This window comes from Mycolicibacterium neoaurum ATCC 25795, assembly GCF_000691525.1.
Lineage (GTDB): Bacteria > Actinomycetota > Actinomycetes > Mycobacteriales > Mycobacteriaceae > Mycobacterium > Mycobacterium neoaurum.
On record NZ_JMDW01000005.1, the window covers coordinates 216,089 to 232,588 of the forward strand.

At 66.2% G+C, this 16,500-nt stretch carries 13 protein-coding genes; 7 read left to right on the top strand and 6 right to left on the bottom strand.

Going from position 1 to position 16,500, the window contains the following annotated elements; genetic code table 11:
• Window positions 1–144: 144 nt before the first annotated feature.
• From iolC to iolD, 4 genes are read left to right on the top strand one after another with little or no spacing between them, the layout of a single operon-like run.
• Window positions 145–1,131 (top strand): 5-dehydro-2-deoxygluconokinase, encoded by a 987-nt coding sequence (gene iolC, locus IC40_RS0105340; protein ID WP_030133717.1) that lies wholly within the window; start codon window positions 145–147, stop codon window positions 1,129–1,131.
• A complete protein-coding gene (locus IC40_RS0105345; RefSeq protein ID WP_030133718.1) occupies window positions 1,124–2,005 on the top strand; it encodes a Cgl0159 family (beta/alpha)8-fold protein in 882 nt (293 codons plus the stop codon). Before iolC ends, IC40_RS0105345 begins: the two co-directional genes overlap by 8 nt.
• Window positions 2,005–2,874 (top strand): 5-deoxy-glucuronate isomerase, encoded by an 870-nt coding sequence (gene iolB, locus IC40_RS0105350; protein ID WP_030133719.1) that lies wholly within the window; start codon window positions 2,005–2,007, stop codon window positions 2,872–2,874. The genes IC40_RS0105345 and iolB overlap by 1 nt, the downstream gene beginning before the upstream one ends.
• Before the next feature lie 2 nt (window positions 2,875–2,876).
• Window positions 2,877–4,826 (top strand): 3D-(3,5/4)-trihydroxycyclohexane-1,2-dione acylhydrolase (decyclizing), encoded by a 1,950-nt coding sequence (gene iolD, locus IC40_RS0105355; protein ID WP_030133720.1) that lies wholly within the window; start codon window positions 2,877–2,879, stop codon window positions 4,824–4,826.
• Between the two features lie 86 nt (window positions 4,827–4,912).
• Here iolD and IC40_RS0105360 read toward each other — a convergent pair whose 3' ends face one another.
• Complete coding sequence (locus IC40_RS0105360) at window positions 4,913–7,090, bottom strand: glutamine synthetase III family protein (protein WP_030133721.1); 2,178 nt, start codon at window positions 7,088–7,090, stop codon at window positions 4,913–4,915.
• A 196-nt stretch (window positions 7,091–7,286) separates the two neighbouring features.
• On the opposite strand from IC40_RS0105360, the gene IC40_RS0105365 reads away from it, so the two are divergent.
• Window positions 7,287–8,909, top strand: coding sequence for an HNH endonuclease signature motif containing protein (locus tag IC40_RS0105365; RefSeq protein WP_036469406.1), 1,623 nt, complete (start codon window positions 7,287–7,289; stop codon window positions 8,907–8,909).
• Window position 8,910: 1 nt separating this feature from the next.
• Here the strand turns inward: IC40_RS0105365 and IC40_RS0105370 are convergent, their stop codons facing one another.
• The gene (locus IC40_RS0105370; protein ID WP_030133723.1) at window positions 8,911–9,828 is read right to left on the bottom strand and encodes a LysR family transcriptional regulator; all 918 of its coding nucleotides are present in this window, start codon (window positions 9,826–9,828) and stop codon (window positions 8,911–8,913) included.
• Between the two features lie 83 nt (window positions 9,829–9,911).
• Here IC40_RS0105370 and IC40_RS0105375 point away from each other — a divergent pair, with 83 nt between their 5' ends.
• Together IC40_RS0105375 and fdhD are read left to right on the top strand one after the other, a co-directional pair.
• On the top strand, window positions 9,912–12,230 hold the full coding sequence (locus IC40_RS0105375; RefSeq protein WP_030133724.1) for an FdhF/YdeP family oxidoreductase: 2,319 nt from the start codon (window positions 9,912–9,914) through the stop codon (window positions 12,228–12,230).
• Window positions 12,223–13,071: a formate dehydrogenase accessory sulfurtransferase FdhD gene (fdhD, locus tag IC40_RS0105380; RefSeq protein ID WP_030133725.1), complete on the top strand. Its 849-nt coding sequence runs from the start codon at window positions 12,223–12,225 to the stop codon at window positions 13,069–13,071. Before IC40_RS0105375 ends, fdhD begins: the two co-directional genes overlap by 8 nt.
• Window positions 13,072–13,134: 63 nt before the next feature.
• Here fdhD and clpX read toward each other — a convergent pair whose 3' ends face one another.
• The 4 genes from clpX to IC40_RS0105400 form a co-directional block, all read right to left on the bottom strand.
• Window positions 13,135–14,415 carry an ATP-dependent Clp protease ATP-binding subunit ClpX gene (gene clpX, locus IC40_RS0105385; RefSeq protein ID WP_030133726.1) on the bottom strand — a complete coding sequence of 427 codons (1,281 nt, stop codon included), beginning with the start codon at window positions 14,413–14,415 and terminating at the stop codon, window positions 13,135–13,137.
• Between the two features lie 302 nt (window positions 14,416–14,717).
• Entirely contained in the window at window positions 14,718–15,032 is a 315-nt protein-coding gene (locus tag IC40_RS27970; RefSeq protein WP_030133727.1) for a hypothetical protein, read from the bottom strand.
• 157 nt (window positions 15,033–15,189) lie between these two features.
• The gene (locus IC40_RS0105395) at window positions 15,190–15,816 is read right to left on the bottom strand and encodes an ATP-dependent Clp protease proteolytic subunit (protein WP_030133728.1); all 627 of its coding nucleotides are present in this window, start codon (window positions 15,814–15,816) and stop codon (window positions 15,190–15,192) included.
• The gene (locus IC40_RS0105400; RefSeq protein WP_030133729.1) at window positions 15,813–16,412 is read right to left on the bottom strand and encodes an ATP-dependent Clp protease proteolytic subunit; all 600 of its coding nucleotides are present in this window, start codon (window positions 16,410–16,412) and stop codon (window positions 15,813–15,815) included. Before IC40_RS0105400 ends, IC40_RS0105395 begins: the two co-directional genes overlap by 4 nt.
• Window positions 16,413–16,500 lie beyond the last annotated feature (88 nt).

Consider the following 16,500-nt stretch of genomic DNA (forward strand, 5'->3'; position numbering starts at 1 on the left):
ATTCCGTCGGCGATGATCAGCAAGACTAACCGAACCTGCACACTATGACCGAAAGTTCGAATGTCAGGACAAACTGTTGACAGCGGTAGGTGATCGGGGGCACAGTGCTTGCGACAGAGCCCTGCACCCACTTCGGGAGATCACGTGTCGTCACCACCGCAGCCATCAGCCGACCCGTTCGATGCCATCGCCATCGGCCGCAGCGGTGTCGACATCTACCCGCTACAGACGGGTGTGGGACTCGACGAGGTGGACACCTTCGGGAAGTTCCTCGGCGGCAGCGCGGCCAATGTCGCGGTGGCCGCCGCGCGACTGGGTAACCGCACCGCCCTGATATCGGGAACCGGCGACGATCCGTTCGGACGGTTCGTCCGCACCGAACTGGCCCGTCTCGGGGTCGACAACCGCTATGTGGGCATCCACGGCCGCTACCCCACCCCGGTCACCTTCTGCGAAATCTTCCCGCCCGACAATTTCCCGCTCTACTTCTACCGCAAGCCCTCGGCGCCCGATCTGCAAATCGAAGCCGGTGACATCGACGCCGACGCCGTCCGCACTGCACGATTGTTCTGGGCCACGCTGACCGGCTTGTCTGAAGAGCCAAGCCGCAGCGCGCATTTCGCGGCCTGGACCGCACGCGACCGCACGCCGCTCACGGTGCTCGATCTCGACTACCGGCCGATGTTCTGGGCCGACCCCGCCGCAGCAGGTGAGCAGGCACTGCGTGCGCTGGGCCAGGTCACCGTCGCCGTGGGCAACCGCGAGGAGTGCGAGATCGCCGTGGGTGAGACCGTCCCCCATCGCGCCGCCGATGCGTTGCTCGATCTCGGAGTGGAGTTGGCCATCGTCAAACAGGGACCGCGCGGTGTGCTCGGCAAGACCAAGCACAGCTCGGTGACCGTCGCACCCAACGATGTCGACGTGGTCAACGGCCTCGGAGCCGGAGACGCGTTCGGTGGCAGCCTTATTCACGGTCTGCTACGGAACTGGCCACTGGAGAAGACCCTGCGCTACGCCAACGCCGCGGGTGCCATCGTGGCGTCCCGGTTGGAATGCTCGACGGCCATGCCCACCGCCGCCGAGGTGGCCGAACTCGCCGAGCAGAGCGCCGTGGAGGCCGTCAATGTCTGACGCACTGTGCCGTGACTACGCCGAGGTCACCGAGTTGCGCGCCGCCGACCCCGCGTCGGTGACGAAGGCCTGGCACGCCCGCACCACCCGGCCCACGGTGCGTGGTGACGGCAGGCTGATGATCGTGGCGGCCGACCACCCGGCACGCGGCGCGCTGTCGGTCGGCGCCCGGGCGACCGCCATGAACAGCCGCATCGACCTGCTCGACCGGCTGCGGACCGCGCTGGCCGATCCCGGCGTCGACGGTGTGCTGGCGACCGCGGACATCCTCGACGACCTGGTGTTGCTCGGTGCGTTGGAGGACAAGGTCGTGTTCTCGTCGCTGAACCGCGGCGGACTGGCCGGTTCGGTCTTCGAACTCGACGACAGGATGACCGGCGCGACCGCAGCCTCGACCGCCGATGCCCGTATGAACGGCGGGAAGATGTTGTGCCGCATAGATCTTGACGATCCCGGCACCGTCTGCACGCTCGCCGGCTGCGCGCAGGCCGTCGACCAGCTGGCCGCCCACGGGTTGATCGCCATGCTCGAACCGTTCCTGTCCACCCGAGTCGACGGCAAGGTGCGCAACGACCTCTCCCCCGACGCGGTGATCAAGAGCGTGCACATCGCCCAGGGTCTCGGCTCGACATCGGCGTACACCTGGCTCAAACTGCCCGTTGTGCCCGAGATGGACCGGGTGATGGAGTCGACGACGATGCCCACCCTGCTGCTCGGCGGTGATCCGACCGACCCGGACGAGGCCTTCGCAACCTGGGCGTCGGCGCTGGCCCTGCCCGCGGTTCGCGGTCTGATCGTCGGTCGCACCTTGCTCTACCCGCCCGACGACGATGTGGCCTCCGCGGTCGCCGGTGCCGTCGGGTTGGTGCGGTGATGAACAGCTCCTGGTACATCCCGGCGGGTTCGGCCGACGCTCCGTACACGGTGGCCGTCACCCCGCAGTCGGCGGGCTGGTCCGAATGCGGCCTGCACGTCCTGGATCTGGGCGCCGCCGGTTCGGTCACCCTGCAGACCGGCGACTCCGAGGTGATGATCTTGCCGCTGGCCGGAGGCGGCTCGGTCGAATGCGGTGACGAGGTGTTCGCACTCGGCCCGCGGACATCGGTGTTCGACGGTCCCGCCGACATGGTCTATCTGGGCATGGGCCAGTCCTATGTGGTGACCGGGCACGGGCGCATCGCCATCTGTGCCGCCCACGCCACCCGGGCCCTGCCCAACCGGCGGCTGGCGGCCGCCGATGTGCCGGTCGAGTTACGCGGGGCAGGTAACTGCAGTCGGCAGGTGCACAATTTCGGTACCGCGGACACCTTCGAGGCGGATTCGCTGATCGCCTGTGAGGTCATCACACCCGGCGGTAACTGGTCGAGCTACCCGGCCCACAAACACGATGAGGACAGCGACGTCGAGTCCCAGCTCGAAGAGATCTACTACTTCGAGATCGACGACAGCCCGGCCGGTACACCGGGATTCGGCTATCACCGCGTGTTCGGCACACCCGCGCGGCCCATCGAGGTACTCGAAGAGGTCCGCACCGGCGATGTGGTCCTGGTACCGCACGGCTATCACGGCCCGTCGATCGCCGCACCCGGTCACCACATGTACTACCTGAATGTCATGGCCGGATCCGGCCCCGAGCGGGCATGGCGGATCTGCGACAACCCGGACCACACCTGGCTGCGCGCCAGCTGGGATCACCAAGAGATCGACCCGCGCCTGCCGATGCGCACGAACCGAGGAGTTTGACCGTGGTGTCCACCGCCCCGAAAGCAGCCGACAAACTCGCGGATACCGAAGCGACCGTCCGTCTCACCGTCGCGCAGGCCACCATCGCGTTTCTGGCCGCCCAGTATGTCGAACGCGACGGTGAACGCACGCCGTTCTTCGCCGGATGCTTCGGCATCTTCGGCCACGGCAACGTTGCCGGCCTCGGGCAGGCGTTGTTACAGGACGAGATCGAGGCCCAGGCGGACGGCCGCGCACCACGACTGCCCTACGTGCTGGGCCGCAACGAACAGGCGATGGTGCACAGCGCCGTCGCCTATGCGCGGCAGAAAGACCGGCTGCAGACCTGGGCGGTGACCGCCAGCGTCGGACCCGGATCGACCAATATGCTCACCGGCGCGGCGTTGGCCACCATCAACCGGCTGCCGGTCCTGCTGCTGCCCGCCGACACGTTCGCCACCCGGGTCAGCTCGCCGGTGCTCCAGGAGCTCGAACTGCCGTCCTCCGGTGATGTCACGGTCAACGACGCGTTCAAGCCGCTGTCACGCTACTTCGACCGGGTCTGGCGGCCCGAACAGCTACCGGCCGCCCTGCTGGGGGCCATGCGCGTGCTCACCGATCCCGTCGAGACGGGCGCGGCCACGGTATCCATCCCACAGGACGTTCAGGCCGAGGCCCATGACTGGCCGGAATCCCTCTTCGCCGAACGCACCTGGCACATCGCACGTCCGCTGCCCGAACGCGCGGTGGTCGCCCGGGCGGCCGCCCTCATCGCCACGGCGCGTAGGCCGTTGATCATCGCCGGTGGCGGAGTGCACTATTCCGGCGCAGAGGCGGCGCTGGCCGCCCTGGCCGAGCAGACCGGCATCCCCGTCGCCGAGAGCCAAGCCGGTAAGGGGTCGTTGCACCACGATCATCCACAGAGCGTCGGTGCGGTGGGCTCCACCGGCAGCACCGCGGCCAACGCCCTGGCCACCGATGCTGACGTGGTGATCGGAATAGGCACTCGGTACAGCGATTTCACCTCCGCCTCGCGCACCGCTTTCAACAATCCACAGGTGCGTTTCGTCAACATCAATATCGCATCCCTCGACGCGGTGAAGCAGGGCGGGGTGAGTGTCGTTGCCGATGCGCGCGAGGCCATCGAAGCACTCGGCCCCGCGCTGGCCGATTACTGCATACCCGGCGAATACCGCTCCCGCATCACCGAACTGACCACCGAATGGAACGAAGCGGTCTCGGCGGCCTACGCCACCGCGGACGGCGCGCAGTTGAACCAGAACCAGGTGATCGGACTGGTCAACTCCCTGTCGGACCCGCGCGACGTGGTGGTGTGCGCCGCCGGTTCGATGCCCGGCGATCTACACAAGCTGTGGCGATCACGTGACCGCAAGAGCTACCACGTCGAATACGGGTTCTCCTGCATGGGATACGAGATCGCCGGCGGTATCGGGGTACGCATGGCAGCGCCGGATCGCGACGTGTTCGTGATGGTCGGCGACGGTTCGTATCTGATGATGGCCACCGAGATCGCGACCGCGGTGCAGGAAGGCGTCAAGGTGATCCCCGTTCTCGTGCAGAATCACGGGTTCGCCTCCATCGGCGGGCTTTCCGAGTCACTGGGCTCACAGCGCTTCGGTACCGCCTATCGGTACCGCGGCACCGACGGCCGCCTCGACGGTGACCGACTGCCGGTCGACCTGGCCGCCAACGCCGCCAGCCTCGGCGCCGATGTCATCGAGGTCTCCACGGCCGCCGAGTTCACCGATGCGGTCAAGGTCGCCAAGGCCGCCGACCGGATCACCGTCATCCACGTCGAGACCGACCCGCGGGTCTATGCGCCCGACAGCCACTCGTGGTGGGACGTGCCGGTGTCGCAGGTGTCGGCGTTGGAGTCGACACGGCAGGCCTACCAGCGCTACACGGAATGGAAGAAGGTCCAGCGCCCGCTGATCGCGCCGTCGGACGGCTGATCGCCGGGTGCGGGGGCTGCGGTCACCAGAGGCCCGGACGGGCCTGACCCCCACACCCGGCGATGCTTCATGTCGCCGAACTGCGTCTACAGGATGTAGAGCATCTCCTGGTAGGTGGGCAGCGGCCACAGGTCATCGGCCACCACACCTTCGAGTGCGTCGGCGGCCGCCCGCACGGCATCCATGGCCGGCAGCAACACCTTCTGCGCATGGGTGGCCTCCTCGAGCGCGGACTCCGCGGAGTGGTCCGCCAACCCGGCCTTGAGCGCACCGACGGCCGCGGTCAGCTCGGCAATCGGTGTCGAAACCGCTTCCAGCAGCGTGGTATCGGCATCGAGACCGGCCGCCTTGAGGGTGGCGACGTTCTGCGCCAGTTCGGTCTGGTAGCGGACGGCAGCGGGCAGGATCACCGTGGTGCCGAGTTCGAGCGCGAGCTTGGCCTCCACCGCGATGGTCAGCGCGTACTGCTCCAGGCGCACCTCGTAGCGGCTGTGCAGCTCGCGCTCGTTGAACACCCCGTACTTCTCGAACACCGCGACGGCCTCCGGGGTGATCAGCTCCGGGATGGCATCCAGCGTGGTCTTGAGATTCGGCAGACCTCGCTCGGCCGCCTCGGTCTGCCAGTTCTCCGAGTAGCCGTCACCGTTGAAGACCACCGCGCCGTGCTCGGTGATGATGTCGGTGAGCAACTGCTGCACCGCGGTGTCGAATTCGGTACCGTCCGCCACGGCCTTCTCCAACACCGTCGCCATGTAGTCCAACGAGTCGGCCATGATCGTGTTCAGCACGATCATCGGCACCGCCACCGTCTGCCCGGACCCGGGTGCACGGAACTCGAAACGGTTGCCGGTGAAGGCAAACGGGCTGGTCCGGTTGCGGTCGCCCGGATCGGTCGGCAGCTGGGGCAGGGTGTCGACACCGATGTGCATGACGCCCTTACCCTTCGACGAGGTCGCCGCGCCCTTGGCGATCTGCTCGAACACGTCGGCCAGCTGTGCGCCGAGGAAGATCGAGATGATGGCAGGCGGCGCCTCGTTGGCGCCGAGGCGGTGGTCGTTGGTGGCCGAGGCCACTGACACCCTGAGCAACCCGGGGAATTGGTGGACGGCACGGATGACGGCGGCACAGAACACCAGGAATTGCGCGTTCTCGTGCGGAGTGTCACCGGGAACCAACAGGGAACCGAGTTCGGAGTTACCGACCGAGAAGTTCACGTGCTTACCGGAACCGTTGACACCGGCGAACGGCTTCTCGTGGAACAGACATTCCATGCCGTGTTTGCGTGCGATGGTCTTGAACACGGTCATCAACAGCTGCTGATGATCGGAGGCGATATTGGCCCGTTCGAACATCGGCGCGACCTCGAACTGGGCAGGCGCCACCTCGTTGTGCCGGGTCTTGGCCGGGATACCGAGCTTGAACAGCTCGCGCTCGGTGTCCATCATGAAGCCCAGCACCCGCTCGGGCACCGCACCGAAGTAGTGGTCGTCGAACTCCTGACCCTTCGGCGGCTTGGCGCCGAAGAGCGTGCGGCCGGCGTTGATCAGGTCGGGCCTGGCCAGGAAGAAGTGCCGATCGACAAGGAAGTACTCCTGCTCGGGACCGCAGAACGAGACGACCTTCTCCAGGTTCTTGTGCCCGAACAGTGTCAGGATGCGCTCGGCGTGCACACCCATCGCCTGCTGGCTGCGCAACAGCGGAGTCTTGTAGTCCAGGGCCTCACCGGTCATCGAGACGAAAACCGTTGGGATGCACAGTGTGTTCCCGTTCGGGTTCTCCAAGATGTACGCGGGGCTGGTGACATCCCAGCCGGTGTAACCACGGGCCTCGAACGTGCTGCGCAGGCCGCCGGAGGGGAAGCTCGACGCGTCGGGCTCGCCCTGGATCAGCGTTTTGCCCGCGAATTCGGCCAGCGTCTGGCCGTCGGAGACCGGCTCAAGGAAGCTGTCGTGCTTCTCGGCGGTGAGCCCGGTCATCGGGTAGAACACGTGCGCGTAGTGGGTCGCCCCCTTGGACAGTGCCCAGTCCTTCATCGCCGAGGCGACGGCGTCGGCAACCGCCGGATCGAGGGTGGCACCCTTCTCGATGGTCGCCACGACCGATTTGAACACCGACTTGGGCAGCCGCAGCTGCATCTCGGCCTTGGTGAAGACGTTGGCGCCGAAGATCTCTCCGGGAGCCTCGGCAGGATCGAAGCTGATGGCCGGCGGCACATAGGCCTCGACGTTGTTGATGGCCTGGAGCCGGACTGCATTACCGCTCAATGTGGTTCCTATCGCTGCACGTGCTTGACCGGCCAACGGTAGGAATATTCGATGCCGAATCTGTTACGCGCGCGTCAACGTCTGAATGCGCGGTCTGCGCCCGGGAACTATCAGACTCAGAAAAATCTTCCGCCCCAGTACTCCCTGCTGTCACATTTCGACGCGATTTGTCGGATATCGCAAGTATGTTCGAATCATGACCACAGCGACGGTGCCAGCGACGGAGGCGGTGGCGGCTTTACGTGCCGCCTACGATGCGTTCGCCGCCGCCGATCTCGGGACGTTGTCCCGGGACGAGTTGGTCGCTGTGCTGGATGAGGTCGAGACGCTCACCTGCCGGTTACCCGCGCAGTGGCATCGCATGCTGGCTGCCTTGCAGGCCGAGGCGACGTCCCGCGAGATGGGTGCGAAGTCCTGGAACGAGGTGTTGCGGATCCGGTGGCGACTCTCGACTGCGGAGGCCGGTCGGCGTCTGCATGAAGCCGCCGACTTGGGGCCCCGACGGTCGTTGACCGGCGAACCCCTGCCTCCGCTTCTGCCAGTGGTGGCCGTCGCCCAGGCGGCCGGGCTGATCACCGGCGAACACGTCAAGGTGATCCGCGAGGCGGTGCAAGACCTACCCGGCTCGGCCAGTACCGCCGACCGAGAGAAGTTCGAGTCCGCCCTGGTGCGCGAGGCCGTGGGGGTGGGGCCCAAGGCCCTCGCCCAGTCCGCGGCCGACCGACTGTTCCTGCTCGACCAGGACGGCCCGGTGCCCGATGAGCGTGAGCGGCAACGCAAACGGGGGGTGATCATCGGCAACCAACGCCGCGACGGGACCACACCGATCACCGGGAATCTCGATCCGGAAGCGATGGCGGTATGGGAACCCCTCTTCGCGAAGTTCGCCGCCCCCGGGATGTGCAACCCGGCCGATGACCAGCCCTGCACGCTCGGCACCCCCAGCCAGGATCAGATCGACCACGACTACCGCACCCAGGCCCAGCGTCAGCACGATGCGATGATCGCCATCGGGCGCATCGCGCTGATGTCCAACCCCGGGCAGCTCAATGGCTTACCGGTGGCCGTGATCATCCGCACCACCCTGCAGGAATTGCACTCGGTCGCTGGGATCGGCACCTCCGGTGGCGGCACGAAGATTCCCATCCGCGATGTCATCCGGATGGCCGGACATGCCTCCCACCATCTGGCCATCTTCGATGACGCCACCGGTGCGGCCTTGAACTACTTCCGCACCCGGCGTACCGCCAACCCCGCCCAGCGCATCATGCTGATCGCTCGCGACGGAGGTTGCACCAAACCGTGTTGCACCAACGGCCCGTACTTCTGCCAGGTACACCACGGAGAGGCCGATTTCGCCCGCGGCGGCAACACCAATGTTGACGACATGACGCTGGCGTGTGGCTGCGACAACCGGATGGTCGACGAGAACGGCGGCTACACGACGAAGTTCAACGCCCGCAACGAATGCGAATGGCACCCACCGCCGGCCCTGGATCACGGGCAGGCCCGGGTCAACTACCACCACCGCCCGGAACTCCTCCGATACCCGCCGCAAGCTGGTTCGGAATGGGCCGACCGCATCGGGCAGCTGGATAGGCTGCTGGATCCAGCCGCGTATCCGCCCGAGGATGCGTCCGTGGACAGGTGCGATGACGCCGGCTGGTCTGAACACGATGGCTGGCCAGAAAAGGACGGCGACGACCTCACCGAGGAGAGATTGCTCGGCCAGTTCCGCGCAGTCACCGCCGATATCGACTTCTGGGAGCTGGTCACCGGCGACCACCACCACGGCGGCACCGGTCTGCGCGGACCGTGACTCACCAGCCGTCGAGGTGGGCCTCGATGTTCAGTCCGGCGGCCACCTCGACCAGCGCGGCCGCCACGATGGAGGCCGGCACCCGGTCGAGCACCACGAGACCGATTGCCGGCTGGGCACCGTGCTGCACCATCGGCCGTGCGGAAAATCCCTGCGGCAGGCCGAGAGTCGGCAACCAGGCCGTCGAGGCGATGGTCGCCCGGCCCGAACCGGTCAGATGCGCGTACAGCGCGTCGACCGAATCCGCCTCCACGGCAGGGCGATACTGCACACCCTCGGCGGCCATATTGGCGTCCAGGATCCGGCGATTGCGCATGGTGGTGGTCAGCACGCACAACTGCAACCTCGCGGCATCCACCCAAGCCACCTCTGGGGCTGCCACCAACGGATGGTCCGCGGGAGCCAGCAGCACATACCGCTCCCGATACAGCTCCACCGAACGGGTACCCGGCGGTGCCTCGTCATCGAGATACGTCAGGCCCGCGTCGATCTCGAAATCTGCCAATCGGCGTGCGATCTCCCGCGACGACAGCGCCTCGATGCGCACCGACGCCGCCGGGTTACGCGCAAGGAACTCCGCAGAGATGAACGGGCTGACCGGCACGGCCGTCGGAATCGCCCCGATGCGGGCTGTGACGGTCAACCGACCGCGCATCCGGTCGATATCGGTGAGCATGTCATCGCGCTCGGCCACGATGCGTTGGGCCCAGGCCACCACCCGGCGCCCTTCTTCGGTGAATCCCTCGAAGCGGTGGCCGCGCTGGACGATGACGATGCCGAGATCTTTCTCCAGCCGGCGGATGGCCACCGACAACGTCGGCTGACTCACGTGGCACCGTGCCGCCGCACGGCCGAAGTGCCGCTCGGCGGCTAGCGCCAGCAGGTAGTCCAGATGCTGCAGCTGGATATCGTTACCCATCGATAGCAAGCGTCTATCACTGCATGTGAAATGGCAAATATGATCTGGCCTGCACCGGACGCGGCCGGGTCTAGGTTGGAGTCATGACCGATGTCGACGCCATGTATTACGAGGACGATCTGGTCGTCAGCTCCCCCAAGGACGAGGCCGCCGGCGTCAAGGCGGTGATGGTCAGCATGCATCGGGCCCTTGAGCAGATGGGCCCGCTGCGCACGGCGGCCACCCTGACCAGACTCAACCAACGGCACGGGTTCGACTGCCCGGGATGCGCCTGGCCCGAGGAGCACGGCGGCCGCAAGGTCGCCGAGTTCTGCGAGAACGGCGCCAAGGCGGTCGCCGAGGAGGCCACCAAGCGGACCGTCACCGCCGATTTCTTCGCCAGGCACACCATCGCCGACCTGTCGGAGAAACCCGAGTACTGGCTGTCCCAGCAGGGCCGACTGACCGAACCGATGGTGTTGCGACCGGGCGACGAGCATTATCGTCCGATCGGCTGGGACGAGGCCTACCGGTTGATCGCCGACGAGATGCGGGCCCTGGACAGCCCGCACGAAGCGGCGTTCTACACCTCGGGACGCACCAGCAACGAAGCCGCCTTCCTCTACCAGCTCCTGGTCCGCAGCTTCGGCACCAACAACCTGCCCGACTGTTCGAACATGTGCCACGAGTCGTCGGGCACCGCGTTGATCGACTCGATCGGTATCGGCAAGGGCTCGGTCACGGTCGAGGATCTCACCGTCGCCGACCTGATCGTCATCGCGGGCCAGAACCCCGGCACCAACCACCCGCGCATGCTCTCGATTCTGGAGAAGGCAAAGGCCAACGGCGCCAAGATCATCGCCGTCAATCCCCTGCCCGAGGCCGGGCTGATCCGGTTCAAGGATCCCCAGAAGGTGCGCGGTGTAGTGGGCGATGGTGTGCCCATCGCCGACGAGTTCGTGCAGATCCGCCTCGGCGGGGACATGGCGTTGTTCGCGGGACTGGGCCGGTTGTTGCTCGAGGCCCAGGACGCGGCCGGTGACAGCGCACAGATCGTGGACCGGGACTTCATCGCCGAGCACACGTCCGGATTCGAGAGCTACGAGCGCCAGACCCGGGCGGTCGATCTGGACACCGTGCTGGCCGCCACGGGTATCGACCGCGCCCAACTCGAGAAGGTGGCCCATATGATGGCCACCTCCCAGCGCATCATCGTGTGTTGGGCGATGGGACTGACCCAGCACAAGCACGCCGTGCCCTCGATCGCCGAGATCACCAACCTGCTGCTGATGCGCGGCATGATCGGTAAGCCCGGAGCGGGCCTGTGTCCGGTCCGCGGGCATTCCAACGTCCAGGGCGATCGCACCATGGGTATCTGGGAGAAGATGCCCGATTCGTTCCTGGACGCCCTCGACGCACGTTTCGGCATTGTCAGCCCACGTGAACACGGCTATGACACCGTGGATGCCATTCGTGCCATGCGCGACGGCCGGGCCAAGGTGTTCATCGCGATGGGCGGCAACTTCGCCTCGGCCACCCCCGATACCGAGGTTACCGAGCAGGCGTTGCGTAATTGCGCACTGACCGTGCAGGTCTCGACCAAGCTCAACCGCAGCCACCTCGTGCACGGCCGGACCGCACTGATCCTGCCCTCGCTGGGCCGCACCGATCGCGATATCCAAGCCGGCGGCAAACAGCTTGTGTCGGTCGAGGATTCGATGTCGATGGTGCATCTCTCCCGCGGCAGTCTGCACCCGCCCAGTGATCAGGTGCGCAGCGAGGTATCCATCATCTGCCAGCTGGCGCAGGAACTGTTCGGTCCGGAGCACCCGGTGCCGTGGCGCACGTTCAACGCCGATTACGACACCATCCGGGACGCCATCGCCGCAGTCGTGCCCGGTTGCGAGGATTACAACCACCGGGTCCGCCAACCGGATGGTTTCCAACTCCCGCATCCGCCAAGGGATTCCCGCGAGTTCCCGACGATCACCGGCAAAGCCAACTTCGCCACCTACCCGCTGGAATGGGTACCGGTGCCGCCCGGCCGTCTGGTGCTGCAGACCATGCGCAGCCACGATCAGTACAACACCACCATCTACGGTCTCGACGATCGCTACCGCGGCGTGAAGGGCGGCCGCCGAGTGGTCTTTGTGAACCCAGCCGATATCGCCGCCCTCGGCTTGACCGAGGGCGATATGGTCGACCTGGTGTCCGAGTTCGAGGGTCAGGAGCGCAGGGCCGAGGCGTTCCGCGTGGTCGGCTACGCCACACCCGTCGGCAACGCGGCGGCCTACTACCCGGAGACCAATCCGCTGGTACCGCTGGACCATGTTGCGGCCCGGTCGAATACGCCGGTGTCCAAGGCGATCGTGGTGCGACTGGAGAAGTCGACCGTTGAGTCGACGGGAGGCAGCCATGGGTAGGGTCACCACGCGGGTGCGGGCCCAACACGTGACCGCCGGCGGCGCCGGCAATCCAGCCACCGTCGAACGCGCGGTCGCCCGGCCCGAAACGCTGGCCGTCGAGGAGCCGCTGGAGATCAGGGTGAACGGGACCCCGCTGACGGTCACCATGCGCACGCCGGGCTCCGATGTCGAACTGGCGCAGGGCTTTCTGCTCACCGAGGGATTGATCGGCCGCCGTGCCGACATCGCCACCGTTCAGTACTGCAACGGCGCGGGACCCGACGGGCTGAACACCTACAACGTGCTCGACGTGACGCTGGCACCCGGTGTTGCGCTGCCCGATGTCGATATAACCCGCAACTTCTACACGACGTCGTCCTGCGGTGTCTGCGGTAAGGCATCGCTGGAGGCGGTGCGGTTGAGCAGCAAGCATGGCCCCGGCGACGATCCGGTGATTGTCAGCACCGATACGCTGGCGGCGCTGCCCGACCGATTGCGCGCACGCCAGAAGGTGTTCGCCGCCACCGGCGGCCTGCACGGGGCCGCGCTTTTCGACACCGACGGGCAGCCGCTGGTGGTCCGCGAGGACATCGGCCGGCACAACGCCGTGGACAAGGTCATCGGCTGGGCACTCGAGTCCGACAGGGTGCCGTTGACGGGCACCGTCCTGCTGGTCAGTGGACGCGCCTCGTTCGAGTTGACCCAGAAGGCGGTGATGGCCGGCATCCCCATCCTTGCCGCGGTATCGGCGCCCTCCTCATTGGCGGTGGATCTGGCCAGCCAGTCGGGGCTGACACTGGTGGCGTTCCTGCGCGGGGACTCGATGAACGTCTACACCCGGCCCGATCGGATCGGCTGACCAGAACCACAGACACGCACAAAGGCCCCCGCCGATCCGGCGGGGGCCTTCGTGTACGGCTTATTAGGCGCTCTTGTCGCGACGTTCGCTGCGCGACGGCTTGCGCGGCACGATGGTCGGCAGCACGTTGTCCTGCACGGTCTCCCTCGTGACGACCACCTTGGCGACGTCATCGCGGCTGGGGATGTCGTACATCGCCGGCTGCAGGACCTCTTCCATGATGGCGCGCAGGCCACGGGCACCGGTGCCGCGGTGGATGGCCTGATCGGCAATGGCGTCCAGGGCCTCCGGCGTCATCTCCAGTTCCACACCGTCCATCTCGAACAACCGGGTGTACTGCTTGACCAGGGCGTTCTTCGGGGTGGACAGGATCTGGACCAGCGATTCCTTGTCCAGATTGGTCACCGAGGCGACAACCGGGAGACGGCCGATGAACTCGGGGATCAGACCGAACTTGATCAGGTCCTCGGGCATGACCTCGGCGAAGTGGTCCTGGGTGTCGATCTCGGCCTTGGAGTGCACCTCGGCGCCGAAGCCCAGGCCACGCTTGCCGACCCGGTCGGAGACGATCTTCTCCAGGCCCGCGAACGCACCGGCCACGATGAACAGCACGTTGGTGGTGTCGATCTGGATGAACTCCTGGTGCGGGTGCTTGCGGCCGCCCTGCGGCGGCACCGAGGCCTGGGTGCCCTCCAGGATCTTCAGCAGCGCCTGCTGCACACCCTCGCCCGAGACGTCGCGGGTGATCGACGGGTTCTCACTCTTGCGGGCGATCTTGTCGACCTCGTCGATGTAGATGATGCCCGTCTCGGCGCGCTTGACGTCATAGTCGGCGGCCTGGATCAGCTTGAGCAGAATGTTCTCGACATCCTCGCCCACATAACCGGCCTCCGTCAGTGCCGTCGCATCCGCTATGGCAAACGGGACGTTGAGCATCTTGGCCAGCGTCTGCGCCAGGTAGGTCTTACCGCAGCCGGTGGGACCGAGCATCAGGATGTTGGACTTGGCGAGCTCCACCGGTTCGGCGCGTGAGTCGCGGGACTTCTCCTGCGCCTGGATGCGCTTGTAGTGGTTGTAGACGGCCACCGCGAGCGTCTTCTTGGCGGTGTCCTGCCCGATGACGTAGCCCTCGAGGAACTCGCGGATCTCGGCAGGTTTGGGCAACTCATCGAGCTTGACGTCGTCGGCGTCGGCCAACTCCTCCTCGATGATCTCGTTGCACAAGTCGATGCACTCGTCGCAGATGTAGACACCGGGCCCTGCGATGAGCTTCTTGACCTGCTTCTGGCTCTTTCCACAGAATGAGCACTTCAGCAGGTCTCCGCCATCTCCAATGCGCGCCATGTGGGAGGGTCCTACTTCCTGTTTGCAGTCACTCAAAGGTGGGTTTCCCCGGGTATCAACCCGACGCTACCCGTTCGTTCCGTCACGGTGCGACCGAAGGGCCGAATCGCGTCGGTGGTATTTGTTCGCGTGCAGGAGAACATATCTCTCTTGTTGCCTTGCCACCCGGCGGCACGCGGACCGTGTCCCTGGCGTGTCGCCGCCGTGACTCCGATCGCGGTGAAACACCCAGGTCGCGCGGTGCAGTGCGCCGCTGTCCACAATACCGTCGGCGGCGACTGGCAAACATCGGTGTTTCGCGGTCAGCGTGGTCCCAGCCCACCCGGACCCACCGGCCCCGGTCCGACCGGCCCCGGACCCACCGGCCCCGGACCCACCGGTCCCGGACCAACCGGCCCGACACCCACGGGACCGACGACACCGCCGACGCCGACCGGCCCCGCCGGTCCGACGACGGGGTTCACTCCGTAGGGCAGACATTCCACCACCGCCGGGTTCCAATATGTGCCGGCCGGGCACACGGGTTCCTCGGCCTGCCCCACCGCCGGGTTGGCCAGCGTCAGCCCCGTCGCTGCGGCGATTCCCGCCATGGTCCATGCCAGCTTGCGCACACTCATCACGGTCCACTCCCCTCGGTCCTTCCCCGACCTGACGACAGCTTCGCATCACCGGCGCGCGAGCGCAGTCTTTTTGACGCACGCGTCAAGCGAGATCGACCGGGAAAGCACACGCCCCGGTCCGCGAGGCGAACCGGGGCGTATGTCGTGCGTCTGATCAGGCGTTCTGGGCAGAGAGCTTGCGGTACTCCAGCACCGTGTCGATGATGCCGTAATCCTTGGCCTCGGCGGCGGTGAGGATCTTGTCCCGGTCGGTGTCCTTACGGATGACCGCGGGATCCTTGCCGGTGTGCCGGGCCAGGGTGGTGTCCATCAGGCTGCGCATGCGCTCGATCTCGGCGGCCTGGATCTCCAGATCGGACACCTGCCCCTGGATCGCCCCACCGACGGCGGGCTGGTGGATGAGCACGCGGGCATTCGGCAGCGCCAGCCGCTTACCGGGGGTACCGGCGGCCAGCAGCACCGCGGCGGCCGAGGCGGCCTGCCCGAGGCAGACCGTCTGGATGTCGGCACGGACGTACTGCATGGTGTCGTAGATCGCCATCAACGAGGTGAACGAGCCACCCGGGGAGTTGATGTACATGGTGATGTCCCGATCGGGATCGAGCGACTCGAGTACCAGCAGCTGGGCCATGATGTCGTTGGCCGAGGCGTCGTCCACCTGCACGCCGAGGAAGATGATGCGCTCCTCGAACAGCTTGTTGTACGGGTTGGACTCCTTGACACCGAAGCTGGAGTGCTCGATGAACGACGGCAGGATGTAGCGCGATTGCATCGGGTTCATTTGATACCTGCTCCTGGTCCCTCGCCGTTGACGCTGACACTGGTGATGATGTGGTCGACGAAACCGTATTCCAGGGCCTCCGAGGAGGTGAACCAGCGGTCGCGATCGGCGTCGGCTTCCACCCGCTCCAAGGACTGACCGGTGAACTGGGCGTTGAGCCGGTTCATCTCCTTCTTGGTCAGTGCGAACTGTTCGGCCTGGATGGCGATATCGGCGGCGCTACCACCGATACCGGCCGACGGCTGGTGCATCATGATCCGGGCGTGCGGCAGGGCGTACCGCTTGCCCTTGGTGCCGGCGGCCAGCAGGAACTGACCCATCGACGCGGCGAGGCCCATGGCGTAGGTCGCCACATCGCACGGCGCCAGCACCATGGTGTCGTAGATGGCCATACCCGCGGTGACCGAGCCACCGGGTGAGTTGATGTAGAGGTGGATGTCCTTGGTGGGGTCCTCCGCGGCCAGCAGCAGAATCTGCGCGCACAACCGGTTGGCGATGTCGTCATCGACCTGGGTGCCCAGGAAGATGATCCGCTCGGCGAGCAGTCGCTCGTATACCGAATCGATGAGGTTGAGCCCCGACGTGCCACCACGCATGTCAGTCACGGCTGGATACCTGCTTTCTTCGAGTTGTCGTACTCGTTCACCGACATTAACGAACGCGCGGCGAAGAGCACGCCCCAAC